At 60.9% G+C, this 23,129-nt stretch carries 21 protein-coding genes; 12 read left to right on the top strand and 9 right to left on the bottom strand.

Features of this window, described 5'->3' with window-relative positions:
- The first annotated feature begins 1 nt into the window (after nucleotide 1).
- The 11 genes from N7D90_RS21085 (at nucleotide 2) to N7D90_RS21035 (ending at nucleotide 11,121) form a co-directional block, all read left to right on the top strand.
- A complete protein-coding gene (locus tag N7D90_RS21085) occupies nucleotides 2-1,219 on the top strand; it encodes a benzoate/H(+) symporter BenE family transporter (RefSeq protein WP_261739792.1) in 1,218 nt (405 codons plus the stop codon).
- Nucleotides 1,220-1,403: 184 nt separating this feature from the next.
- Nucleotides 1,404-2,315 (top strand): TauD/TfdA dioxygenase family protein, encoded by a 912-nt coding sequence (locus N7D90_RS21080; protein ID WP_261739791.1) that lies wholly within the window; start codon nucleotides 1,404-1,406, stop codon nucleotides 2,313-2,315.
- Between the two features lie 36 nt (nucleotides 2,316-2,351).
- Complete coding sequence (locus tag N7D90_RS21075; RefSeq protein WP_261739790.1) at nucleotides 2,352-3,446, top strand: ABC transporter substrate-binding protein; 1,095 nt, start codon at nucleotides 2,352-2,354, stop codon at nucleotides 3,444-3,446.
- Between the two features lie 148 nt (nucleotides 3,447-3,594).
- Nucleotides 3,595-4,497 (top strand): ABC transporter permease, encoded by a 903-nt coding sequence (locus tag N7D90_RS21070; RefSeq protein WP_261739789.1) that lies wholly within the window; start codon nucleotides 3,595-3,597, stop codon nucleotides 4,495-4,497.
- On the top strand, nucleotides 4,494-5,282 hold the full coding sequence (locus tag N7D90_RS21065) for an ABC transporter permease (protein ID WP_261739788.1): 789 nt from the start codon (nucleotides 4,494-4,496) through the stop codon (nucleotides 5,280-5,282). The genes N7D90_RS21070 and N7D90_RS21065 overlap by 4 nt, the downstream gene beginning before the upstream one ends.
- A gap of 25 nt (nucleotides 5,283-5,307) precedes the next feature.
- Entirely contained in the window at nucleotides 5,308-6,072 is a 765-nt protein-coding gene (locus tag N7D90_RS21060) for an ABC transporter ATP-binding protein (protein WP_261739787.1), read from the top strand.
- 32 nt (nucleotides 6,073-6,104) lie between these two features.
- Complete coding sequence (locus N7D90_RS21055; RefSeq protein WP_261739786.1) at nucleotides 6,105-7,436, top strand: LLM class flavin-dependent oxidoreductase; 1,332 nt, start codon at nucleotides 6,105-6,107, stop codon at nucleotides 7,434-7,436.
- A 194-nt stretch (nucleotides 7,437-7,630) separates the two neighbouring features.
- Nucleotides 7,631-8,665, top strand: a complete 1,035-nt coding sequence (locus N7D90_RS21050; protein ID WP_261739785.1) for an ABC transporter substrate-binding protein — start codon at nucleotides 7,631-7,633, stop codon at nucleotides 8,663-8,665.
- Complete coding sequence (locus N7D90_RS21045) at nucleotides 8,665-9,531, top strand: ABC transporter ATP-binding protein (protein ID WP_261739784.1); 867 nt, start codon at nucleotides 8,665-8,667, stop codon at nucleotides 9,529-9,531. Before N7D90_RS21050 ends, N7D90_RS21045 begins: the two co-directional genes overlap by 1 nt.
- 2 nt (nucleotides 9,532-9,533) lie before the next feature.
- Nucleotides 9,534-10,313: an ABC transporter permease gene (locus tag N7D90_RS21040; RefSeq protein ID WP_048352525.1), complete on the top strand. Its 780-nt coding sequence runs from the start codon at nucleotides 9,534-9,536 to the stop codon at nucleotides 10,311-10,313.
- The gene (locus tag N7D90_RS21035; protein WP_261739783.1) at nucleotides 10,306-11,121 is read left to right on the top strand and encodes a transporter substrate-binding domain-containing protein; all 816 of its coding nucleotides are present in this window, start codon (nucleotides 10,306-10,308) and stop codon (nucleotides 11,119-11,121) included. The genes N7D90_RS21040 and N7D90_RS21035 overlap by 8 nt, the downstream gene beginning before the upstream one ends.
- Nucleotides 11,122-11,319: 198 nt before the next feature.
- Here N7D90_RS21035 and N7D90_RS21030 read toward each other — a convergent pair whose 3' ends face one another.
- Genes N7D90_RS21030 through N7D90_RS21000 form a run of 7 tightly spaced genes read right to left on the bottom strand, consistent with a single transcriptional unit; the run spans nucleotide 11,320 to nucleotide 19,539 of the window.
- Nucleotides 11,320-12,543, bottom strand: coding sequence for an acyl-CoA dehydrogenase family protein (locus N7D90_RS21030; RefSeq protein ID WP_019827382.1), 1,224 nt, complete (start codon nucleotides 12,541-12,543; stop codon nucleotides 11,320-11,322).
- A 16-nt stretch (nucleotides 12,544-12,559) separates the two neighbouring features.
- Complete coding sequence (locus N7D90_RS21025) at nucleotides 12,560-14,266, bottom strand: dipeptide ABC transporter ATP-binding protein (protein WP_261739782.1); 1,707 nt, start codon at nucleotides 14,264-14,266, stop codon at nucleotides 12,560-12,562.
- A complete protein-coding gene (locus N7D90_RS21020; protein ID WP_261739781.1) occupies nucleotides 14,263-15,141 on the bottom strand; it encodes an ABC transporter permease in 879 nt (292 codons plus the stop codon). Before N7D90_RS21020 ends, N7D90_RS21025 begins: the two co-directional genes overlap by 4 nt.
- A gap of 14 nt (nucleotides 15,142-15,155) precedes the next feature.
- Nucleotides 15,156-16,142 carry an ABC transporter permease gene (locus N7D90_RS21015; protein ID WP_261739780.1) on the bottom strand — a complete coding sequence of 329 codons (987 nt, stop codon included), beginning with the start codon at nucleotides 16,140-16,142 and terminating at the stop codon, nucleotides 15,156-15,158.
- Nucleotides 16,135-17,763, bottom strand: coding sequence for an ABC transporter substrate-binding protein (locus N7D90_RS21010; protein ID WP_261739779.1), 1,629 nt, complete (start codon nucleotides 17,761-17,763; stop codon nucleotides 16,135-16,137). Before N7D90_RS21010 ends, N7D90_RS21015 begins: the two co-directional genes overlap by 8 nt.
- Nucleotides 17,764-17,784: 21 nt before the next feature.
- On the bottom strand, nucleotides 17,785-18,924 hold the full coding sequence (locus N7D90_RS21005) for an LLM class flavin-dependent oxidoreductase (protein ID WP_261739778.1): 1,140 nt from the start codon (nucleotides 18,922-18,924) through the stop codon (nucleotides 17,785-17,787).
- 36 nt (nucleotides 18,925-18,960) lie between these two features.
- Complete coding sequence (locus N7D90_RS21000) at nucleotides 18,961-19,539, bottom strand: helix-turn-helix domain-containing protein (protein WP_261739777.1); 579 nt, start codon at nucleotides 19,537-19,539, stop codon at nucleotides 18,961-18,963.
- Nucleotides 19,540-19,820: 281 nt separating this feature from the next.
- Between N7D90_RS21000 and N7D90_RS20995 the strand changes: the two genes are divergently transcribed.
- Complete coding sequence (locus N7D90_RS20995) at nucleotides 19,821-20,843, top strand: aldo/keto reductase (protein WP_261739776.1); 1,023 nt, start codon at nucleotides 19,821-19,823, stop codon at nucleotides 20,841-20,843.
- A gap of 141 nt (nucleotides 20,844-20,984) precedes the next feature.
- Here the strand turns inward: N7D90_RS20995 and N7D90_RS20990 are convergent, their stop codons facing one another.
- Both N7D90_RS20990 and N7D90_RS20985 read right to left on the bottom strand, forming a co-directional pair.
- On the bottom strand, nucleotides 20,985-21,533 hold the full coding sequence (locus tag N7D90_RS20990; RefSeq protein ID WP_261739775.1) for a cupin domain-containing protein: 549 nt from the start codon (nucleotides 21,531-21,533) through the stop codon (nucleotides 20,985-20,987).
- A gap of 293 nt (nucleotides 21,534-21,826) precedes the next feature.
- Nucleotides 21,827-23,110: an NAD(P)/FAD-dependent oxidoreductase gene (locus N7D90_RS20985; RefSeq protein WP_261739774.1), complete on the bottom strand. Its 1,284-nt coding sequence runs from the start codon at nucleotides 23,108-23,110 to the stop codon at nucleotides 21,827-21,829.
- Nucleotides 23,111-23,129: the final 19 nt, after the last annotated feature.

The following is a 23,129-nucleotide window of genomic DNA, read 5'->3' as shown; positions in this document are numbered from 1 at the left end:
CATGTCATCCACCGCCTCAACTTCAACCCTGCGTTTACGCGATCTGCTTCACCCGGTTATCGCGGGTTTAATCTCGGTGATCGTCAATTATGGCGGTACGTTCATTCTGGTCTTTCAGGCGGCCAAGGTCGCCGGGTTGAGCCCTGAACTGACCGCCTCGTGGGTGTGGTCGGTATCGATTGGGGTAGGGGTGAGCGGGTTGTTTCTCAGTTGGAAATACCGTGCGCCGATCATCACTGCCTGGTCGACACCGGCTGCGGCGTTTCTGGTTGTGGCGCTGGCCACCACGCCCTATGCCGAAGCGATAGGTGCGTACATGATCTCGGCTGCGGCCTTCGTGCTGCTGGGTTTGTCCGGCTATTTCGAAAAGCTCATTCGCTTGATCCCGCCGGGTATAGCTGCCGGGTTGCTGGGCGGGATCCTGTTGCAGTTCGGTATCGGCGCGTTTGCCGGCATGAGCATTGACCCGCTGCTGGTCGGGCTGTTGATCGCCGCCTATCTGGTACTCAAACGCTTTAGTGCGCGCTACGCCGTGGTGGGCATTCTGGTGTTGGGGCTGGTATTTCTGCTGAGTCAGGGGCGTGTTGACCTGACGGGCCTGTCACTGCAATTGGCGACGCCGGTCTTCACCCGGCCCGAGTTCTCACTCAATGCTCTGCTCAGCGTGGCGCTGCCATTGTTTCTGATCACCCTGACCGGGCAGTACATGCCCGGCATGCTGGTGCTGCGTAACGACGGGTATAAAACCAGCGCCAATCCGATAGTCACGCTCACCGGGCTCGGTTCTTTGCTGATGGCGCCTTTTGGCTCCCACGCGTTCAACATCGCGGCGATCACAGCGGCTATTTGTACGGGCAAGGAAGCCTCGCAGGATCCGTCCAAACGCTGGGTCGCAGGCATTGCGGCGGGGGTGTTTTACATTCTGGTGGGGATTTTCGGCGTGACCCTGGCGGCAGTATTCATGGCATTCCCAGCCACTTTTATCACGACTCTGGCCGGGCTTGCGTTACTCGGCACCATCGGTGGCAGCCTGGCCAGCGCGATGGTAGACGCCAAATCCCGGGAAGCGGCGCTGATCACCTTTCTGGCATCCGCCGCCAACATCACGTTGCTGGGTATTGGCGGGGCATTCTGGGGGCTACTGATCGGGTTGGTGGCCTACGCGGTGCTCAATGGCCGCTTGCCAGGGCGTTCAGCGGTGGTGCAGGCGGCCAAGTAAACAGGTAAATAATTAAATTGGTTATTAACTTACAACCCTAGGATTTATAACTGTTTTTCGGCGTTCAAATAGTCTTTGTTCTATTAAAATGCCCATCTATCTTTAGATTAAATAGTGATTAGTCAGCGCTGCTTTTATGCCTTTATGATCTGTCCACAACAACTCGTGAGGCAGGAGTGGCGTAATGACTATTCAAGTAAAACCCGTGGCGGGTCGAATTGGTGCACAACTTGAAGGCGTTAAACTGGGCGGTGATATCAGTGCCCAAGCGTTCGAGTTTATTAATCAGGCCTTGTTGAAATATAAAGTCCTGTTCTTCCGTGACCAGCATCTGGATGACGCTGAGCACGAAGCGTTTTCCCGACGTTTCGGCGATCAAGTACCCCATCCAACCGTACGCTCTGCCGAGCAAAGTGCTGCCATCCTGAATCTGGATGCCAAGGAAACCCGAGCCAACTCCTGGCACACCGATGTGACCTTTGTTGCCAATTATCCAAAAATTTCGATCTTGCGCGGTGTGGTCATTCCCCCTTATGGCGGCGACACCGTGTGGGCCAATACGGCGTCAGCCTATGCCGACTTGCCACAACCTCTAAAGCAACTTGCCGACAGCCTGCGCGCCTTGCATACCAATGTTTATGACTATGCCGCGCCGCGCAATACCGATGAGTCTGGCCTTAAGCGTTATCGCGAACAATTCACCGCCCAAGTTTATGAAACCGAACATCCGTTAGTTCGCGTTCATCCGGAGTCTGGCGAAAGAAGTTTGTTGCTGGGGCACTTTGTCAAAGAGATCCAGGGTGTCAGCAGCAGCGACTCGAAGCAGCTGATTCGCCTGTTCCACGACCGCATTACCCATGTCGACAACACCGTGCGTTGGCGCTGGCAGGAAGGCGATGTGGTGATCTGGGACAACCGCGCCACCCAGCATATAGCGATCAACGACTACGGCGATGCCCAGCGCATCGTGCGCCGCACCACCATCGACGGCGATGTGCCGGTGGGTGTGGACGGCCGCCTGAGCCAGGCGCTCAAGCCGACCCCGGACACCCGCTCGCCGAAAACCGAAGCCGACAAAAAACACCTCGCCGCCTGACGGGCCGCACCTCATCGCTCCAAGGAAGATCTGCCCATGGCCTCATTCAAAGTAAATACCCTGCTGCGCAAGACCCGCATCGCTGCCGTGCTGGCTGTGGTCATGGCTGTACCGCTGGCCGAGGCCGATGTGTTGCGCATCGGCGTGGCGAGCGCCGGTGGCGGTGATCCGGTCACGTTCAGCGGCTCGCCCCTGGGCATAGTGCGCAACCAGCAACTGCTGGAAAAAGCCTTCGCCGGAACGGGCACCGAGGTGCAGTGGTTCTTCTTCAAAGGGGCTGGCCCTGCGGTTAACGAAGCCTTGTCCAATCAGCAGCTGGACTTCGCCTACCAGGGCGACTTGCCCGCAGTGGTCGGGCGCTCCAATGGGCTGGACACCAGGCTGCTGGCAGCACTGGGTGTGCGAGCCAATCTGTATCTGGCGGTGCCAAAAGGCTCTGAGATCAAGACTATCGAAGACCTTAAAGGCAAGAAGGTCGCAGTGTTTCGCGGTACCAACGGCCATCTGGTGTCGATCAACCTGTTGGCCGAGCACGGTCTGACCGAGCGCGATATCAAGGTCATCAACCTCGATACCGGCAGCACTCAGGCAGCGCTGGTTTCCAACGGTGTGGATGCCGCCTTTGGCGGTCGTGAACTGTTCAAGCTGCGTGACAAGGGCCTGATCGACATCGTTTACGACAACCCGGATCAGGATGTGCGCTATACCCGTCAAACCGCATTGGTGGTGCGTGGTGCTTATGAAAAAGAGCATCCGGCCAATGTGCAAAAAGTGGTCGATACGCTGGTGGATGCCGCGCATTGGACCTCTGAAGACAGCCACCGTGATGAGGTCTTCACCGAGTGGGCCAAAAGCAATGACCCTGTGGACTCACTGCGCGCCGATTTCACTGGGGTCAGCCTGCGGGACAGGGCTTCGCCGCTGATCGACACCTTTTTGGTCAGCCGCTATCAGGCGGTGGCGGATCAGGCCAAGGACGAAAAATTGATCCGCCGTCCGGTCAGCATCGATGGCTGGTTTGAGCCCGGCTACCTGCAGACCGCGCTCAAGGCCAAAGGCCTGGAGAACTTCTGGACGGCCTATGGCACGGATGGCAAGCAGCCTGAAGGCAATGCGGTAGCGGGCAAGTAACTGCATACCCCTATGGGAGCGGGCTTGCTCGCGATTGAATCGACGCGGTTATCCAGACAGACCATGTCGTCTGCATCGCGAGCAAGCCCGCTCCCACAAGGTCGCCAACAGGAACTCCGTTTTTTGTAGTAGCTAAGGAACCACGCATATGGCCAGGGCACAGACAGTTGCACCAGAGCAGTACGTACCGGCGCTACCGAAGGGCAACGTCCAGCGCTTGCCGCCAGCACCGACGCGCCCGGTACGCAAGGTCGAGGTGCCGCGCACTTGGGCCTGGTCTTCGCAGTTGGGTGACAGAGCCTTGCCTTGGCTGTTGCCGCTGGCCGTGTTGGGCCTGTGGTTTCTGGGGGTGGAGCAGGGCTGGCTGTCAGAGCAGGTCTTGCCGCCACCCGCCTATGTTTACGAAACCCTTTCGGACCTCTTTGCCTCCGGCGACCTGTGGATAAATGCCGCCGCCAGCCTGCAGCGGGTGGTGGTCGGTTTTGCTCTCGGGGCCTCCATTGGTGTGGTGTTGGGGCTGGCCATGGGGCTGTCGAAAACCATCGAGGATTATCTGCTGCCCACCTTCAACGCCATTGTGCAAATTCCGGTACTGGCCTGGCTGCCGTTTGCCTTGTTGCTGTTCGGCATCGGTGAGCCGCTCAAGTATGTGCTGATTGCCAAGGCGGCCCTGGTGCCGATCACGCTGTGTACCTTGCAGGCTTTCCATCAAGCGCCCAAGGGCTTGCTGGAAGCCGGGCGGGCATACGGTTTCAGTCGTTGGCAGAGCGTGATTTTTATCGTCTTGCCTGCGGCTGTTCCAACCCTGTTTACCGGCCTGCGTCTGGGCTTCACCAAGGCCTGGCTATCGCTGGTGGTGGTTGAGCTGGTGGCGTCGAGCGAAGGGCTGGGTTACCTGATTGTTTATGGTCGCCAACTGTTCCAGCTGGATCTGGTGATGGCTGCCGTGGTGGTGGTCGGCGGGATCGGCCTGTTGATCGATCGCGGTTTCGATTACGCCGAGCGGCGTCTCAATCGTGGTCGCACACCCGCAGCGGGGCGCCTGTCATGAGTAGCGCACTGGCAATCAGTCATGGCAGCAGCCGTCGCTATCGCGGTTGGGTGTTGCCGATTGGCGCCGTCGCCCTGTGGTGGCTGGCCTCGCACATGGGCTGGAGCCAGTCCGGTCTGCTGGTTTCACCGGAAAAAGTCGCAGCCACGGCCTGGGACCAGATTGCATCAGGCAAATTCTGGCGGGCCATCAGCGCCAGTCTGGCGCGCAACCTCAGTGGTTTTTTTATCGGCACCACGCTTGGGCTGGTGCTGGGCTGCCTGCTTGGCCTGTCGCACTACTTCGAGCGTCTGGTGGGCCCAAGTTTCAATACGTTCAAGCAGATTTCGCTGTTCGCCTGGATCCCGCTGATCTCGGTGTGGTTCGGCCTGGGGGATGTGGCCAAGGTGGTGTTTCTGTCGCTGGCGGCATTGGTGCCGGTGGTGGTCAACACCTGCGACGGGCTGCGCAACGTCCCGCCCAATCTGCTGGAAGTGGCGCGGGTATACCGCTTCAGCCGCTGGCAAACCATCGTCGGGGTCATGCTGCCCGCCGCCTTGCCGTCGATTTTCACCGGGCTGTATCTGGCGCTGGTGTACTCGTGGCTGGCAACTATCGGTGCCGAATACCTGCTCGTATCGGGGGAGGGCATTGGCAACACGCTGATCGATGGCAGTGAGCATTTCATGATGGACCTGGTGCTGTTCGGCATGGTGGTCATCGGCCTGGTGGGCTGGAGCCTCAATGCCCTGGCCCGGATTTTTGAGCGACGGATGCAGCGCCTGTACGGCATTGACCCGCGTTGATCGGCACTTTCAGAAGGATTGCAGCATGCTCAATAACAGCCTGACCCTGGAAAACATCAGCAAGCGCTTTGCTTCCCGACCGGGCAGCACCAGCCAATTGCAGGTCCTGGACAATATTCAGCTCAACATCGCCCCCGGCGAATTCATCAGCATCGTCGGCGCCAGCGGTTGCGGCAAATCCACCTTGTTGCGGTTGATCCTGGGACTGGACGAGGAATACGACGGGCGCATCCTGCTCGACGGCAAGCCCATCGACGGCACCGGTCTTGAGCGCGGCATCGTGTTTCAGGATCACCGTTTGTTCCCTTGGCTCAATGTTGAGCAGAACGTTGCAGTTGCCCTCAAGAATTCGCCGCTGAGCGCAAAGGAAAAGCGCGACACCGTGCGCGAGCACATTGAACTGGTGGGCCTGCAAGACTTTATCGATGCCTACCCGCACCAGATCTCCGGCGGCATGGCCCAGCGGGTGGCTATCGCTCGCGGCCTGGTCAATCGCCCCAGCGTGCTGTTGCTGGACGAGCCGCTGGGGGCCCTCGATGCCTTGACCCGTGCCCGCCTGCAAGGCGAGCTGCAAAACATCTGGGCCAAGGAAAAAATCACCATGATCCTGGTCACCCACGATGTGGATGAAGCGGTATTTCTGGGCGACCGCGTGGTCGTTATGCAGCCCAATCCAGGGCGTATCCGCCGCATCCTCGATATCGATTTGCCGCGCCCGCGCAACCGTAGTGACAGCCGCTTTATCGCCCTGCGCGACGATGTGCTGAGCGACTTCGCCGAATTGCACTGAACCCTTGCTACCTAAAATTCAGAGAACGGAAAATGTCCGAACGTCAGCTCAGCCTCAATCTGTTTATCTACCCCAATGGTCATCACGAAGCCGCCTGGCGCCACCCGCAGTCGGTGCCGGAATCGTCGATGGACATCGGTTATTACCAGCAGCTTGCATTGCGCGCTGAACGGGAAAAGCTCGATGCGATCTTCTTTGCCGACTCACCGTCACTGGCCGAAAGCGGCCGTGAAGGCCTGCGGATCCGCTTTGAACCGGTGACCTGGCTGGCGGCCATTGCTGCAGTTACCCAGCGCATTGGCCTGATCGCTACGGCCAGTACCACCTACAGCGAACCCTACAACCTGGCCCGCTCATTCAGCGCGCTCGACCACTTGAGTAAAGGTCGCGCCGGTTGGAATATCGTCACTACTTCAATGGCCGCCGCCGCTGCCAATTTTGGCCTCGACGCACACCCTTCGGCCCATGATCGTTACGCCCAGGCCGAAGAGTTCGTGCAAGTGGTCGGGGATTTATGGGACAGCTGGGAAGATGATGCACTGGTGCTGGACAAGAGCGCCGGAGTGTTTGCCGACAGTGGCAAGGTGCATGCGATCAACCATGTTGGCGCCTACTACAAGGTCAAGGGACCGCTGAATTCGCCGCGTTCGCCCCAGGGGCGGCCGGTGCAGGTGCAGGCCGGTTCTTCCGAGGATGGCCGTGATTTCGCCGCCAGGCATGCCGAAGCGATTTTTACTGCGCACCAGACCCTGCAAAGCGCCACCGAATTTGCCAATAACATTCGGGCCCGGGCCAAGGCCGTGGGCCGCGACCCGCGCCAGTTGAAAATCCTTCCGGGCATCAGTCCGTATATCGCGAGTACCGAAGCCGAGGCTCAGCGTAAATTCGACGAGCTCAACGAACTGGTGCTGCCCCACGTTTCCCTGGGCCAACTGCGGCGCATGTTGGGCGTGGACCTGACTGGACATGACCTGGATGCGCCATTCCCGCGCCACCTGATCGACTTTAGCGGTACTGAAAGCCAGTCCAGCCGTTTCAAATTGATCATCGATATCGTCGACCGTGAAAACGCCACCTTGCGCCAGTTGATCAACCGCCTGGCTGGAGCGCGTGGGCACTGGGTGCCGGTGGGTACCCCGGTGCAGATTGCCGATTTGATCGAGCAGTGGTTCCGCAGCGGCGCGGCCGATGGTTTCAACGTGATGCCTCCGGCATTTCCCGATGGCTTTGAAGTATTCCTGGATGAAGTGCTGCCGATTTTGCGCAAGCGCGGTTTGTTCCGCACCGAGTACGCGGGCAGCACCTTGCGCGAGCACTACGGCCTGACGCGCCCGGAGTCGCGCTACGCCCTTAAAACAGCCTGAGCATTAACTGATTACCTGTAGCAGCTGACGAGCTCCGAGAGGCTGCGTTCGAGGGCGCCGCCCTCGTAAACCCTCTGATCGCGGTGTATCTGATTAACAGTGGTGCATGGATTTGCGACTGCTTCGCAGCCGAACGCAGCCTCGCGGAGCTCGTCAGCTGCTACGGGGCTACTACAAGACCATAAGGAGCGGGCATGAACCCGATCAATAACAGAAGAGCTTTTCTCAGAAGTTGCGCCGTACTGGGCGCAGTTGGCGCTGCCGGCATTCTGCTGCCCGGCTGCGAAAAAAAGGACGCGGGCGCCGGTAAAAGCGCCGCCGTGATCAAGAGCCGCGCCGATCAAGTCGTGGACTTCAAGTACCCGGACAACCCGTCATTCGATCTGGTCTACGTCGCTGACTCCCTCGGCTATTTCGAGGGCACCCGCGCACGGCCCAAGTACATCGGGCGCATCGCCGCACCGCAGATCATTCCGTTGACCGGCACCGGCGAAATCGACTTCGGTGCGCGCATGGTGCCCCTGGTGATTTCAGCCATCGCCAGTGGCCTGGATCTCAAGGTGGTCGCCGCCGGTGGCAGGACGCTGCAGGAAGCCCCGCACATGAAATACTTCGTGCGCGACAATTCGGGCATCGTCAAACCCAAGGACCTTGAAGGTAAAACCGTCGGCTTCAACAGCTTCGGTGCGTGCGCCGAGTTCGTCACCAAGAAGTACCTGCGCGAGCAGGGCGTCAATGTCGACAAGATCAACTGGGTCGTGGTGCCGGACAATCAGGGCGAACAAACCCTGGCCACCGGCAATATCGACGTTGCCATCATCCACCCGCCATCGTCCGGTGGTGCCGAGAACAACCCGGCGCTGCGCAAGTTGTGGAGCGATTTCGACCTGGACGGCGGGCTGGGTGGCATGGCGCCGTACAGCGTGTATGGCAAGTTCAGTCGCGAGCACCCGGAGGCGACCCGCGACGTGGTCAACGCCATCGCCCGGGCGGCGAACTGGGTCAATGCCAACCCCGATGATGCGCGCAAGATCACCTCCGAGCGCATCGGCATGAAGCTTGAACTGGTGGAGCGCTTTGCCTATGTCGACGACCTGGTCGTCACCGAACCGCCGATTCAGTACTACATCGATATTTTGGAGAACGAAGGCAAGATCAAAAAAGGCTCGATTGCGGTCAAGGACGTCTACACCAACGAATTTAATCCGTTCGCCCAGGGGCACGCCTGATGACGGCCCACAAGATCGTCGCCCGAGACCTGAGCATGGAATTCCAGGCCCGCGATGAATCCGGGCGTGAGGAGCGGGTGCCCGTGCTGGAGGGGTTCGACCTGCAGGTACGCGAGGGCGAATTTCTCTCCATTCTCGGGCCGTCGGGCTGCGGCAAGTCGACCTTTATGAACATCCTCGCCGGGCTTGCGCACAAGACCGGCGGTGACCTGCTGGTGGACGGCAAACCCCTGCAAGGCATCAACCGCAATCAGGGGGTGGTGTTTCAGGGGTATGCACTCTTGCCCTGGCGCACGGTGCTCGACAACATCGCCGTGGGCCTGGAGATCCGCGGCGTGGGCAAGGCACAGCGACTGGAAACCGCCCGCGAATACCTAGAGCTGGTGGGACTCAACGGCTTTGCCTCGCGCTACCCCCACGAGTTGTCCGGCGGCATGCGCCAGCGCGTGGCCATTGCCCGTTCGCTGGCCTACGACCCGGACGTGCTGTTGATGGACGAGCCCTTCGCGGCCCTGGACGCGCAAACTCGCGAGACCTTGCAGAGCGAGTTACTGCGCATCTGGGACACCCATAAAAAAACCATCGTGTTCATCACCCACAGCCTGGACGAAGCGATCTTCCTGTCGGATCGGGTGGCGGTGATGACTCAGCGTCCGGGGAGGATCAAAGAGATTTTCGATATCGACCTGGCCCGCCCCCGACTTCCTGAACTGCGCAATACCCAAACCTTTGTTCACTATCGCCAGCGCGCCTGGGAGGCCCTGCGCGATGAAGTGAGCGACATAACCCGTGAGCCAGCAGCAGCGGCGACGCATCAGAACTGGCAGAGCATTGCGACTCTGGGTGGTTATCGGATTGGAGTATGACCATGGGCTTTAAATTGACTTCACGCCGGGTGTTCGACAGCACCGTGGGCATTGTGGCGTTCCTGGCCCTTTGGGAGGCGTTGCCGCAATTGGGGATCGTCAACCCCGGCTACCTGAGCCCGCCGTCGGCGGTGTTGGGTGCGGTGCTGGACCTGGCCAGCAGCGGTGACTTGCTCAAGCACGTGCAGGCCAGCCTGTTTCGCTCTTTTGCCGGGTTGCTGCTGGCCATCGCCTCGGGTGTCAGCCTGGGGTTGATGATGGGCTGGTTTGCACGGGTCGAAAGCGTGCTTGATCCGTTGTTGCAGTTCTTTCGCCAGACCTCGGCGCTGGCATTGTTCCCGGTGTTTATTCTGTTTTTGGGCATTGGTGAATTGTCCAAGATCGCGATCATTTTCTGGGCGTCGTTCTGGCCGATTCTGTTGAGTACCATCAGCGGGGTGAAGCAGGTCGATGGGTTGCTGATCAACTCGGCGCTGTCGATGGGGGCGAACCGCTGGTTTCTGTTTACCAAAATCGTACTGCCAGCGGCGTCGCCTTCGATCTTTACCGGGATTCGTCTGGCGGGTGCGTATTGCATCACCGCACTGGTGGCCGCCGAGATGATCGGTGCTCATTCCGGGTTGGGTTTTCTGACGCTCAATTCCCAGGAGGTGTTCCAGATCCCCAGCATGTACGCAGGCATTCTGCTGTTGGCGGTGGTGGGTTTGCTGCTGAACTTTTTGCTGGCCTTGTTGGAGCGACGTTTTACCTATTGGCGCCGGGGCTTGCGCCACGGTGGTTAGGTGGTTGGCGGCAGCGGTGATTGGCGCAGCGGCGCTGGTTGCCTGGCACTGGCCTGCGGCACCGGGCGATATGCCCCGGGGGCCGCTGTTGCAGGCAGCCGAACAGCGCCAGGTGTTGCGCGTGGGTGTACGCAGTTATCCGCGCCCGACCCTGGGACAGGAAGCGCTGGTTGCCGAGCCGGATGAACTGGACAGTCAGTTGGCCGAAGCCCTGGGGTCTTACCTTGGCTTGAAGGTGCAACTGCAGGCGTTGCCCGATATGACCAACTTGAACGATGGCAGCGTCGATCTGGTGATAGCCGGGAGCTTGAAGCTGCCTGTGACGGCTGATCGGGTGGCGAGTTTGCGCAAGTTGCCGGTGCAGTACCGGGAGGGGGCTTTGATTGGCTTGCGTAATGCACCTCGGCGCCCGATACAGGGGCAAAGCGTGTGCATTGCCGTTGGCAGTCCCTGGGCGCAAACCTTGACGCAACAGGGCGCCGAGTTGCGAACCTATGTGTCGTCGATTCGTGCCGCGGTGGCGTTTATGGCGGGCGAGTGCAACCTGTTGGCTGAAGAACGCAACAGCTTGCAGGCGCTTGCACAGGCGCCGGACTGGCGTTTCTACACGTTGTTGCCGCAGACATTAAAGGCGAGCAGTGATGTACGGGTTTACCTGAGCCGCACCGATAAACAGAGCCGGGCGCTGATCAATGCGGCGTTGCATGACTGGCAGGCCCGTGGCGGCCAGACCCGTGCCTGGGATTTGCGCAGTAATGCCTTGTTGGTGGACAGCCTGAAGATTGGGGATGGGCAGGTGTGTCATTGAGTCCAATGGCCTGCCCCTGTAGTCGCTGCCGAAGGAACGAGGCTGCGTCCGATTGCTAAGAAATCGTAAAACCTGAGTTTGCGGTCTAACTGATAAATCGTGATCTCAGGTTTTACGACGGCTGCGCCGGAGTGCCGCCCCACACCAACGCAGCCTCGTTCCTTCGGCAGCGACTACAGGTTTTTCGTGATTTTTATCCTACGCCACGCCAATGCGCCATTGCGCAGGCGGCGGTGTGCCGTTGACCGCGAAGTCACCCACGATGCGGCTCTTGTAGATACGCGGATTGTGGGACGACAACGTCCGCGCATTACGCCAGAAACGGTCCAGCCCCAATGGCTTGAGGGTGGCCGACGCACTCAGCGCATCGAACAAATCGCCACTGGCCTTGATGATCAGGTCCGAAACGATGGTTTGTGATTGCGCCACTTCCAGTTCCGCGATGTTCACCGCCAGGGTCAGGGCCTGTTCGTCGTCGCTCAAACTCGCTTCATGGGCGCGTTGCAGGGCCTGTGCGTTCAGTGCCGTGATGGCTCCCGCGGTGTAGGCCGCGCTGCGCAGGTTGCCCACGACTTGCAGCACTTGTGGGTCCTGAGCCACGCGCGGGGCATTGCCGCTGCTGAAGCTGCGGGTGCGCCTGGCCACGTGCCCGGCCGTCTCTGCGGCCAGCGCCCGGCCAATTCCGGCCAGGGTCGCGGTGTGCACGGTCTGGTAAAAAGCCGGTGAATAGCGAAAGCGGTTTTCAGCCAGGATGACGTTGATCGGATCGACCGGCACTTCGCGAAAATGGGTCGTGCCGCTGGCGGTCAGGGTCTGGCCGAAACCGTTCCAGTCATCAATGATTTCAACCCCGGGGTCGCTGGTGCGTACAGTCACCGAGACCCGCTGTTCATCAGGGTTGTTGGCGCTGACATCGACCCAGTCGGCATACAGCGCCCCCGTGGTGTAGAACTTGCTGCCGCTGAGTTGCCAATGGCCGCCGTGCAGGCTCAGGCGGGTGCCGAATTCAAGCTGTTTGGCGTTGCCCACTTCGCCGGACGCCGGGCTGACGGTCTCGCCACGGCCCAGTCGCTCCAGCCAAATGCCCTGATACTCACGGTCGCGGCTGTTGAGCAGGTTTTCGCAAAAACCAAAGTGCCCGCGCAATGACTGCACCAGATTCGAATCGGCCTCGGCCAGCTCGATCAGCAGGTTGAACAGCTCGGGCAGGCTGGCGCCCGCGCCGCCGTATGCCTTGGGTACGCGAACCGTGGTGAAACCTGCTTCCTTGAGCCATTGCAGTTCCTGGATCGGCAAGCGCCGCTCCAGTTCGCGATCCACTGCACCCTCGCGAATCCGGGCGAACAGGGGGCGAAAACGTTGCGCCAGGTCTTCGTATCCGGCCGACGGGACGGCGCCCCAGGCTGAGTCTATTTGCGACATGTGATGCTCCTTGGAATTACCAGCCAACGGCAAAGCGCAGGCCTGATACAGGCAGGGGTGGGGGGCTCGGCGCCGCAGCGCCCGGTATCGCCGCCAACAGGCGACGGGTGTAAGGGTGCTGGGGTGAGTGCCAGAGGGTGTGCGGGGTGGCTTGCTCGACAATCTGCCCTTGTTCCATCACCAGGATCCGGTCGGCGAAATAGCGCACCACCGACAGGTCGTGGGAGATAAACAGGTAGGACAGGCCCAGCTCTTCGCGCAGTTCCACCAGCAGGTTGAGAATCTGGGCCTGGGTCGAGACATCCAGTGCCGACACCGGCTCGTCGCAGATCACCAGCCGGGGCTTGAGGATCAGCGCTCGGGCAATGCCGATGCGCTGGCGCTGACCACCGGAGAACTGGTGGGGCAGACGCGCCAGACTGCTGCGCGCCAGGCCGACGGAGTCGAGCATTGCCAGGCGTGCCTGTTGGCGCTGCCCTGGGTCGTTCTGCCCGTGCAGGCGCTGCACGCGGTCGAGAATGGTCTCCACGCTGTGGCGCGGATTGAGCGCGGCATAGGGGTCCTGGAAAATCATTTGCACCTGACGTCGCCAGCCCAGCAGCTCCTCACCGGCGAGGCTGGCGATGTCGCGCCCGTCGAACTCGACAGTACCGCCGCGTGCAGGCAGCAAGCGCAGCAGGGTGCGGCTGAGGGTCGACTTGCCGCAGCCCGATTCGCCGACCAGCCCCACGCTTTCGCGCTCGCCCACTTCCAGGCTGATGCGGTTGAGCACAGTGCTGTCGCCGTAGCCTGTGGTCAGGTCGCTGACCTTGAGCAGCGCCGGGTTGCCCGCGGGTGCCCGTGGCTTGCGCCCCGGCCCGTAGTGGCTGCTGTTGACGCTGTAGCGCGTGGCCTGGCCGGGCTGGCGCTCGATGTTGATTTCGGCCAGGCGGTTGTTCAGGTAGTGCTGGTCATGTTCCGCTCCCAGCGAAGCCTGAAGCAGGCCGCGACTGTAGGGGTGTTGCGGGTGATCGATCAGGGCGCGGGTCGGTTGGCTTTCCAGCGCGTAACCGTCATGCATCACGATCACCCGGTCGGCGTGCTGGCCAACCACGCCCAGATCATGAGTGATCAACAGCAGGCCCATGCCCAGTTCACCGCGCAATCGCGCCAGCAATTCGAGGATCTGCGCTTGCACGCTCACATCCAGCGCGGTGGTCGGCTCGTCGGCGATCAACAGGCGCGGCTGGCAAGCAATCGCCATGGCAATCACAACCCGCTGGCGCTGGCCGCCGGACAAATGTTGCGGGTACTCGCGCAGGTGCGCCGCGGGGCGGGGCAGTTGCACCAGCGCAAAGAGTTCTTCGGCGCGCTTCCAGGCCTGGCGACGGGTGAGGTCGGTGTGCGCCAGCAGGTTTTCGGCCACCTGTTCGCCCAGGGTCAATACCGGGTTGAGGCTGGACAGCGGGTCCTGAAAAATCATCCCCAGCGCGTTGCCTTGCAACTGGCGCATCTGCCGGGGCGCGATGCTCAGCAGGTCCTGGCCTTCAAATAAGACCTCGCCGCCCAGCCGGGCGTTGTCCGGCAGCAGGCCCATCAGCGCCAGGGCCGTGGTGGACTTTCCGCAGCCGGATTCACCCACCAGTGCCAGGGTCTCGCCAGCCTGCAACGTGAAACTCAGGTCTTTTACCGCATCGGCGTTGTCGTAGCTCACGCGCAAACCGCGTACGTCCAGAAGGCTCATGGGATATACCGTCGCAGGCGAGGGTTGAGGGCGTCGTTAAGACCGTCGCCCAGAAGGTTGAGGGCCAGCACCACGAAGATGATTGCCAGCCCCGGCAGGGCGGTCAGGTACCAGCCGCTGGCGATCTGTTCGCGACCACTGCCGAGCATGGCGCCCCAGCTGGCTTGGTTCGGATCGCTCATGCCCAGAAAGGCCAGTCCGGCCTCCACCAGAATCGCCTGGGCGATCAGGATCGAGGTGGTGACCACCAGCGGCGCGAGGGCGTTGGGCAGAATTTCGCGCAGGATGATGGCTCTATCGCTGAAGCCCAGGCTGCGGGCGGCGGTGACGAAGTCGGCTTCGCGCAAGGTACGGAATTCGGCGCGCACCAGCCGTGCGACCGTTGGCCATGAGGAGATGCCGATCGCCAGCGCGATGATCCCCAGTGTCGGGTTGCCGATGGCCACGATGACGATCACCAGCAAAAACGACGGCACGGTCTGGAACACTTCGCAGATGCGCATCAGCACATCCCCCAGCTTGCCGCCGTGGTAGCCGGCCAAGGCACCGACCAGCCCGCCGATCAACACGCTGATCAGGGTGGCGCTGGCGGCAATCAATAAGGAGCCCCGGGCGCCGTGGGCGATACCGGCAGCCACGTCGCGGCCCAGTGAATCGCTGCCCAGAAAGTAGCCAGGATCGTCGCCGGGCCAGAGCATCGGCATGGCCACCATGTCCAGCGGATCGCCGGGGTAGAGCGTGCCGGCCAACAGCGCCAGGATGAGCACCAGCGCCAGCATCGTCGCGCCGATCAGTGCCGAGGGGTTACGCAGCAGGGCCGTCCAGACGCTTTCGCTGTATCCGGTTGGAGCGGTTTGCAGCACGGCAGAAGTCATGTGGCAGCTCCTTATCAGTCGGCCTGGAGACGGGGGTCGAGCCAGGCTTGCAGCAGGTCCACGGCGATGTTGATCAGCACCACCAGCATCGATGACAACAACAGGATGCCCAGCAGCAGGTTGTAGTCGCGGGACATCACCGCCTCCAGGGTGAGGCGGCCCAGCCCGGGCCAGCCAAACAGGGTTTCGGTGACGGCAGCACCGCCAAGCAGGGCGGCAAAATGCAGCCCGGCCAGGGTCGAGACGGGCAACAGGGCGTTGCGCAACACGTGCCGCGACACCACCCGCCAGGGCGTGAGCCCCTTGGCGCGAGCGGTGCGCACGTAGTCCTGACGTTGCACTTCAAGCATCGCGGCGCGGGTCAGGCGGGCATACAGGGCGATATAAAACGTGGCCAGGGCCAGTACGGGCAGCACAGCGTGTTGCAGCCGGTCGAGCAGCCAGGCCGGGCCATTGAGGTTCAGGCCCAGGGTCTGGAAACCGTTGTTGGGTAGCCAGCCCAGTTTGACCGAGAACAGCAGCACCGCCATGAGGCCGATCCAGAATCCCGGGGTGGAGTAGAGCAACAACACCGCCAGTGACAACACGCGGTCAGGCCAGCGCCCGACCCAGGTCGCCATTGCGGTCCCGGCAGCAATCCCGATAGCCAGTGCCAGCCCCAGTGCCCCGACCATCAGCAGCAGGGTGTTGGGCAGTCGATCCAGCACCAGTTGGCTGACCGGCAGGTTGAAGCGCGGCGACAGGCCCAGGTCCAGATGGGCCAGTTGGACGAGGTAGCGCTGCAGTTGGTCCATCAGGCTCAAGTCCAGGCCGAAATGGCTGCGCCACTGGATCAGCGTCTCGGCGCTGGCGCCCCCGGATTCACCGGCCAGCACGTCTACCGCGTCGCCAGGGATCAGCCGCAGCAGCAGAAAATTAAGTACCAGGATGCCGATCACGGTGGGGATGGCCTGCCACAAGGTACGCCGTGACAGGCGCCACATTCTGCGTCGCTCAAGCATGCTCGCCACCGCTGGCGGCCAGGCTGATATTGGCCAGGCTGCTGTCCAGACCGTTGGCGTCGTCTTCGAAGCCGCTGACCCGCGAGTTGTACACCGAGACCTGCTGCTGCATCACCAGGGTGATGGACGGCACCTCTTCGATAACGATTTTTTGGAACGCCTTGAACAGATCGCCGCGTTTTTGTTCATCGGTCTCCACGGCAGCGCTTTCCAGCAGGCGGTCGACTTCAGGGTTGTTGTAGTGGGTGCCGTTGGAGAAGGGCACGCCTTTGCGAAAGTTCTTTGACCAGTACAGGCGTTGAACACCGACGGTAGGGTCATACAGGGTGCCCATGCCGACCACGGCGAAATCAAAGTCGCGGTCGGTATAGATGCGCTTGATGTAGGTGGGGAAGTCCTGGGCGCGCAGCTTAACTTCGATGCCAATACGCGCCAGAGCGCTGCGCACATAGGTGGCGGTGCGGCTGTAGCTGTCGCCGTAGGGCAGCGGGTCGAGGGTCAGGCTGAAGCGCCAGGGGCCTTTTTTTGTCAGCCCGGCCTTGTCCAGCAGTGCGTTGGCGGCCTCGGTGTCGAACGGGTACGGGTTGGGGCCTTCGTAGACATAATTGGTGAAGCTTTTCGGGATAGGCGAGTAGCTGGCTTCGGCGTAGCCGTAGTACACCACTTTGCGGATGACTTCGCGGTCCAGTGCATGGGCAATCGCCTGGCGAACGTCGAGGCGTGACAGCAGCGGGTGGTCAAGGTTGAACTCAAGAATGGTCGGGGTAATGGTGTAGCGGTAGCCCCGGGTTGTGGCCTTCAGTCGGCCGGATTTGGTCAGGCGGTCCAGCTCGCTGAGGGGGACCGGGCTTTGCCCGCCGGCATCCAGCGTGCCGTTTTCGAAGGCTGCCATGCGTGCGGCGCCGTCCGGGATGACCTTGAGGATCAGGGTATCTACCACAGTTGCCGCCGGGTCCCAGTACTGCGGGTTGCGTTCGTATTCGATAAAGCTGCCACGTTCCCAACGCTTGAAACGGAAGGGGCCGGTGCCGACCGGGGCGTTGTTGTGCAGGTTGCTCAGAGGATCGCCTGAGGCGTAGAGATGCTTGGGCAGGATCGGCGTTTCTCCGCCGGCAAAGCCTCGGATCAGATAGGGCGCAGGCTTGCTCAAGTGGACGATGGCGGTGTGATCGTCGGGAGTGTCGACCCGTTCAAGGTTGGCAAAGGTGCTGGAACCACGAGGGTGGAAGCGTTTGATCAGGTCCAGGGAAAAGGCCACGTCGGCCGAGGTGAAGGGCTCGCCGTCATGCCATTTGACGCCTTCGCGCAGGGTGAAACGGTAGCTCAAGCCATCGGGTGCAGCCTCCCAGGCGGTCGCCAGTGCAGGGCGGGCGTTGAGGTTTTCGTCATAGGTGAGCAAACCCTCCAGCACCTTGCTGCTGGCCGTGACGCTGGTGCCCGCGGTGGTGTTGAACGAGCTCAGTGACGGTGGTTCAGGATTGATCAACAGGTTGAACACCCGTCGCCCGCTGACGGCTTCGCCCGTCGCGTCGGCCAGGGCTGAGGGCAGGAACGGAATGCTGGCGCCGAGTGCGGACAGGGCAGACAAGCCAACAATGAATTGACGACGGGTAAAGGGCATGGCGGTCATCCTGGGAGTGGGTTAGCGGCGCAAGCCGGCCTGGCGCAAAAGGGGCAACACTCGCTCTCCAAACTGCTCAAGGTCGGGGGCGAAATCGAAGAAACTCAGTTGCAGGCCATCGATGCCTGCTTCTTTCAGGCGAATGATGTCGCGCACCACAGTCTCGGGGCTGCCGACCAGCTGGATATTGCCGCCGACATAACGCTCTGCTGGTTGGTGGCCGCGCCAGGCATGGGCATCGCTGGCTTCACGGGCATGGCCTTCCAGCGCGCCAGGGTCGCCTGCGGCGGTAATCGCGGCGTGGACTTCCCAGGCTTCGGCATCGCTGTCGCGGCAAATCACCAGAGGGTTGATCAGGGTGCGCACCTGACGGCCATAGCCGCGGGCCGCATGTTTTATCCGCTGTAAATGCTCGGGCAGCTTGTCCAGCGCGTTCTCGATTTCGGCACTGCCGGGGCTGGTGGTAAACACGATGTCGGAGTGGCGGGCAGCGAAATCGATACCTGCGGGTGAGCCGGTGGCGTTGACCAGCACCGGGCGGCCGAAGCTCGGTTTGACGCTGATGTAGGCCTCTTCCAGGTTGTAATGATCGCCGCTGAAATCGACGTTGTCCTGACTGTGCCAAAGCTCCTGCACTACGCGGATAAACTCATCGGCCTGGCGATAACGCTGATCATGTTCGATGGGTGCCTGCCCAAAACGCCGGTGCTCGCGATGCCGGTGGCCGGTCACCAGGTTCAGGCCCCAACGGCCTTTGCTGATGTGGTCCAGGGTGGCGCCGAACTTGGCCAGATGCAGCGGATGCCAAGGGCCGTAAAGTACGTGCAGGGTGGAGATCAGCAGGATTCGTTCGGTCACCGACGCCAGTGCTGCCTGGGTGATAAAGGCGTCCAGCGACTCATCGTGATAACGAATATCGCCACCGTAGCCGCCCTTGCCCAACCATTCGGCCAGGGCGAACACCAGATCGAAACCCAGCGCTTCGGCGCGCAGGGTCAGCTGGCGGTTGTAGTCGAATGTCCAGGTGGTGCTGCGCGGCAGAGCCGAAGGGCTCCAGCCACCCGACTGCACCGGCAGGAACAGGCCCAGAAACAACGGTTGTTCGAAGGCACGGGACAGAGGGCTTTCAGGGAAATCCAGAGGGGATAGGTGACGTGACAAGGCGAACGCTCCTGGCAGTGGGTAGGCAAAAACGGGCTATTCCTGCACTTGCGCAGGGCTGGTCACCAGATAGGCGACGGCTTCGCTGTCTCTCGGGTTGTGGCAGGTGGGGGGCTGTTCGGTGTGGAACAGAATTGAATCGCCAGTGTTCAGGACGAAGTGTTCGTCATTGATGGTCAGCTCCACAGTGCCTTGAGCGACCACCAGGTTTTTTTGCCCGCTGTGCGGTTTGCCGGGCACGTTTTGCCTGGCCTGCGGGCTCAGGCGCAGCTCATGGAACTCCACCTTCGTTTCACCGTGCTCGGGGGGCAGGGCGCGGCGGACAATGGTGCCGGGGTCGAGAAACTCGGCGATCGATACCTTGAGTGCGCCAGCCACCTTGCACAGCACTTTGACCGAGGGAAAGCTGCGGCCTGCCTCTATTTGCGCAATCATCGAGCGGCGCACGCCGCTGGCATGCGCCAGTGCTTCCAGCGATACCTGGCGCTTGTCGCGCAGGCGCCGCAGGTTCAGGCTGATACGCTGGGCGATGGGGTCGTCGCCCTGGTGGTCGCGCTCGGGCAGGCTAAAAGGAATGCTGCCGCTGCTGTCGAGAAAACCGGTAGGGATATTCATGGGCGCGAGCCTGCAACGTGAGTGAGTGCAGGTGAATAGTCAGGGCCATGGGGGCGACGGCTCATGATGATTCCTTTTCATGCGGTCCGAAAAGTCATGAGATTACCGATGGTTTTTTAGATCCATAAATAATTAATTCCGACGTTTAAAGATCGTTTACGAATAAGAGAAATCCCGACAAAACCGCTCTATGGTTATGCCTCGTTGGGCGTTGACCGCCCTAGCCACGCTGACTAATGTTTGCGCCATTCGATTTCACGATCACCACGCAGGGAGTCATCATGAGCGACATTCAGTACCGCAACCTGGGCCGCAACGGTGTGAAGGTTTCGCCCATCACCCTGGGCACCATGATGTTCGGCGGGCAGACCCCGGACGACGTTGCGCGGCGTATCACCGACCGCGCGTTTGAGCAGGGCATCAACTCCATCGACACCGCCAACGGCTACAACGGCGGTGCTTCGGAAGAGGTGGTCGGCCGCTTGATCGGCGAGCGCCGTCAGCAATGGGTGCTGGCGACCAAGTTCGTCAATCCCGACCCGGGTGGTAGCGGGCCGAACAACAGCGGCGCATCGCGTCAGAACGTTATCGCCTCGGCCGAGGCCAGCCTCAAACGCCTGAACACCGACTATATCGACCTGTTTTACCTGCACCGCGAAGACCACGACACACCGGTAGATGAAACCCTGCGAGCCCTTGATGACCTGATCCGGGCAGGCAAGATTCGCGGTTACGGGTTGTCCAACCATCGCGGCTGGAAGCTTGCCGAATTCAGCCGCAGCGCCGACCTGTTGGGCATCCAGCGGCCCAGCGTGAGCCAGCCGCTGTACAACCTGGCCAACCGCCAGATCGAAGTCGAGCACCTGCCGGCTGCCGAGCACTATGGTATTGGCGTGATCTCTTACAGCCCGCTGGCGCGCGGCGTACTGACGGGCAAATACGACCCCGATCAGGCACCCGGCGAGGATACCCGTGCAGGCCGTAACGACCCGCGCCTGCAACAGACCGAATGGCGCCCCGAGTCTCTGAACCTGGCCCAGCGCATACGTGAATACGCCGAGGGGCAAGGCATCACCGCAGGCCAGTTCGCCTTGTCCTGGGTGCTGAACAACGCCCTGATCACCTCGGCCATTGCCGGTCCCCGTACCGAACAGCAATGGGAAGACTACGTACCGGCGTTGAACTACAGGTTCACTGCGCAGGACGAAGCGTTTATCAATGATCTGGTGGTGACCGGGCACTCATCGACACCGGGCTACAACGACCCGAGCCATCCGTTTTTTGGGCGCAGGTCGCGGGTGTAAATGAGCGACCGCGTCGCCTGCATCGCAGGCAAGCCAGCTCCCACAGGTCATGTGTTGAACACAAATCTTGGTGTGTCTGTGGGAGCGGACTTACTCGCGATGGCAACACCGCGAGTTACCTGGCAGACGGGGTAGTCAGGATCAGAAGTTGGCCGGTGTGTTGGCGCTGATGATCTCTGCCTCATCCGCGCCGATATTGCGAAACCGGTGCGGCAGGGTGGTCGGGAAGTAATAGCCGTCCCCGGCATTCAACACGCTGATTTGTCCGTCTACGGTGAGTTCAACCGTGCCCCTGGCAACCAGCCCGCATTCTTCGCCTTCGGCGTGCACAATCGGCTCTTCCCCGGAGCTGGCGCCCGGCGCGTATTGCTCGCGCAATAAGCGCATTTGCCGGCCCGGCACCGAAGCGCCAATCAACAGCAACCGCAAGCCATCACGTCCGAGGTCCGGCTGTTCATTCGCACGGAAGACGTACTGGTGTTCGCGGGGAGGCTGGTCGAAGGTAAAAAAATCAGCCAGAGACATGGGAATGCCTTCAAGCAATTTCTTGAGGGAACTGACAGAAGGACTGACGCGATTCTGTTCGATCAGGGAGATGGTGGCATTGGTGACGCCGCTACGCCGGGCCAGCTCGCGCTGGGACATTTTGTAGCTTTCGCGTACTAATTTGAGTCGTGAGCCCGTGTCCATGACAGCCTTATGTGAGAACTACTTAAGGGTGATGGGGGGAGATGGCGGTCGACGGATGCTGCAAATCACACCGTACCCCTGTCCCAGAAACGTGTAAGGCGACTATTAAATCACGTTTGTTCGTGTTGCTCAGCAGGTTCGGTAAATAGCGCTGGCCAACCCTGATTGCCTGATACCGGTCAGTCAAGGAGAGCGGTGGGAGCGAGCTTGCTCGCGATGCAGGCGCCGCGGTCAGCGGGTTAAACCGCGCTGCTCCAATCGCGAGCAAGCTCACTCCCACAAGGGTTACACAGCTAGATCCCGAAACGGTCGCGCATTGCGTAGTACGCAGCGCCCATGGCGGTAAGTGGTGCCTGGAAGGTCCGGCCACCGATCATGGGCATGTGCGGCAAGGACGCAAACGCATTAAAACGCTCGGCGTCACCGCGGATCATTTCCGAAATCAGTTTGCCAGCCAGGTGCGAGCAGGTGACTCCGTGGCCGCTGTAGCCTTGCATGTAATAGGCGTTTTTCTCGATGCGGCCAAATTGCGGCATGCGCGACATGGTCAGCAGGAAGTTGCCGGTCCAGCGGTAGTCGATTTTCACGTCCTTCAGTTGCGGGAAGGTTTTGAGAATTTTTGGTTTGATCAGTTGCTCGATGTCATCCGGCTCGCGGGCACCGTAAACCACACCGCCACCGTAGAGCAGGCGGTTATCGGCAGTCAGGCGGTAGTAGTCGAGCAGGTAGTTGCAGTCTTCAACGCAGTAGTTGTTGGTGATCAGGCTGCGGGCGACTTTTTCAGGCAGTTGCTCTGTCACGACAATTTGCGAACCGCAGGGCATGCTTTTGCTGGTCACGCGATTGTCCAGGCCCTGGGGCAGGTAGGCATTACCGGCGATCAGCAGGTATTTGGCCCGAACCACACCTTTGGCGGTACGCACGGTAATCGGCTCGCCGTAAGTGATTTCAACGGCGGCCGACTGTTCGAAAATCTTGCCCCCCAGGCCGATGATCGCCGAGGCTTCGCCGAGTGCCAGGTTCAGCGGGTGGATGTGTCCGCCCTGCATGTCTAACAGGCCGCCGACGTAGTTGTCGCACCCCACTTCACGCTTGATGTCTGTCGCATCGAGCATTCTCAGGTTCTTGTTGCCGTAACGCTCCCAGCTGTTTTTTTGCTCGGTCAGGCCTTTGAGCTGCTTCTTGTTCAGCGCCGCAAAGATGCCGCCCGGACGGTAATCACACTGGATATCGTAGTGTTGGATGCGCTGACGGATGATGTCGGCGCCTTCGAAAATCATGCTGCCAAGGACTTCGGCAGTTTTGTCGCCGTAGCGTGCTTCGATGACGTCAACGTCACGGCTGTAGGAGTTGACCAGTTGACCGCCGTTGCGACCGCTGGCCCCGAAGCCGACTTTGGCGGCTTCGAGCACGGTTACGCTGTAGCCTGCTTCGGCGAGGAACAGGGCTGAGGACAGGCCTGTGTAGCCAGCGCCGATCACGCAGACATCGCACTCCACCAGTTCTTCAAGTGTTGGGAAGTCGCCGGTGTGGTTGCGGGTTGCGGCGTAGTAACTGTCTATATGGGTTTGTTTCATAAATTTCTCCGATGGCTGT

The organism is Pseudomonas fragi (assembly GCF_025426255.1).
GTDB lineage: Bacteria > Pseudomonadota > Gammaproteobacteria > Pseudomonadales > Pseudomonadaceae > Aquipseudomonas > Aquipseudomonas kulmbachensis.
This window is presented reverse-complemented; position numbering and strand designations above follow the sequence as displayed.

What these genes read in the sequence shown, in the direction of transcription:
- N7D90_RS20995 (WP_261739776.1), top strand. Translation starts at nt 19,821, where the DNA reads ATGAGCGACATTCAGTACCGCAACCTGGGCCGCAACGGTGTGAAGGTT.
- N7D90_RS21025 (WP_261739782.1), bottom strand. Translation starts at nt 14,266, where the DNA reads ATGAGCCTTCTGGACGTACGCGGTTTGCGCGTGAGCTACGACAACGCC.
- N7D90_RS20990 (WP_261739775.1), bottom strand. Translation starts at nt 21,533, where the DNA reads ATGGACACGGGCTCACGACTCAAATTAGTACGCGAAAGCTACAAAATG.
- N7D90_RS20985 (WP_261739774.1), bottom strand. Translation starts at nt 23,110, where the DNA reads ATGAAACAAACCCATATAGACAGTTACTACGCCGCAACCCGCAACCAC.
- N7D90_RS21080 (WP_261739791.1), top strand. Translation starts at nt 1,404, where the DNA reads ATGACTATTCAAGTAAAACCCGTGGCGGGTCGAATTGGTGCACAACTT.
- N7D90_RS21000 (WP_261739777.1), bottom strand. Translation starts at nt 19,539, where the DNA reads ATGAATATCCCTACCGGTTTTCTCGACAGCAGCGGCAGCATTCCTTTT.
- N7D90_RS21050 (WP_261739785.1), top strand. Translation starts at nt 7,631, where the DNA reads ATGAACCCGATCAATAACAGAAGAGCTTTTCTCAGAAGTTGCGCCGTA.
- N7D90_RS21075 (WP_261739790.1), top strand. Translation starts at nt 2,352, where the DNA reads ATGGCCTCATTCAAAGTAAATACCCTGCTGCGCAAGACCCGCATCGCT.
- N7D90_RS21065 (WP_261739788.1), top strand. Translation starts at nt 4,494, where the DNA reads ATGAGTAGCGCACTGGCAATCAGTCATGGCAGCAGCCGTCGCTATCGC.
- N7D90_RS21010 (WP_261739779.1), bottom strand. Translation starts at nt 17,763, where the DNA reads ATGCCCTTTACCCGTCGTCAATTCATTGTTGGCTTGTCTGCCCTGTCC.
- N7D90_RS21045 (WP_261739784.1), top strand. Translation starts at nt 8,665, where the DNA reads ATGACGGCCCACAAGATCGTCGCCCGAGACCTGAGCATGGAATTCCAG.
- N7D90_RS21040 (WP_048352525.1), top strand. Translation starts at nt 9,534, where the DNA reads ATGGGCTTTAAATTGACTTCACGCCGGGTGTTCGACAGCACCGTGGGC.
- N7D90_RS21085 (WP_261739792.1), top strand. Translation starts at nt 2, where the DNA reads ATGTCATCCACCGCCTCAACTTCAACCCTGCGTTTACGCGATCTGCTT.
- N7D90_RS21020 (WP_261739781.1), bottom strand. Translation starts at nt 15,141, where the DNA reads ATGACTTCTGCCGTGCTGCAAACCGCTCCAACCGGATACAGCGAAAGC.
- N7D90_RS21030 (WP_019827382.1), bottom strand. Translation starts at nt 12,543, where the DNA reads ATGTCGCAAATAGACTCAGCCTGGGGCGCCGTCCCGTCGGCCGGATAC.
- N7D90_RS21060 (WP_261739787.1), top strand. Translation starts at nt 5,308, where the DNA reads ATGCTCAATAACAGCCTGACCCTGGAAAACATCAGCAAGCGCTTTGCT.
- N7D90_RS21055 (WP_261739786.1), top strand. Translation starts at nt 6,105, where the DNA reads ATGTCCGAACGTCAGCTCAGCCTCAATCTGTTTATCTACCCCAATGGT.
- N7D90_RS21070 (WP_261739789.1), top strand. Translation starts at nt 3,595, where the DNA reads ATGGCCAGGGCACAGACAGTTGCACCAGAGCAGTACGTACCGGCGCTA.
- N7D90_RS21015 (WP_261739780.1), bottom strand. Translation starts at nt 16,142, where the DNA reads ATGCTTGAGCGACGCAGAATGTGGCGCCTGTCACGGCGTACCTTGTGG.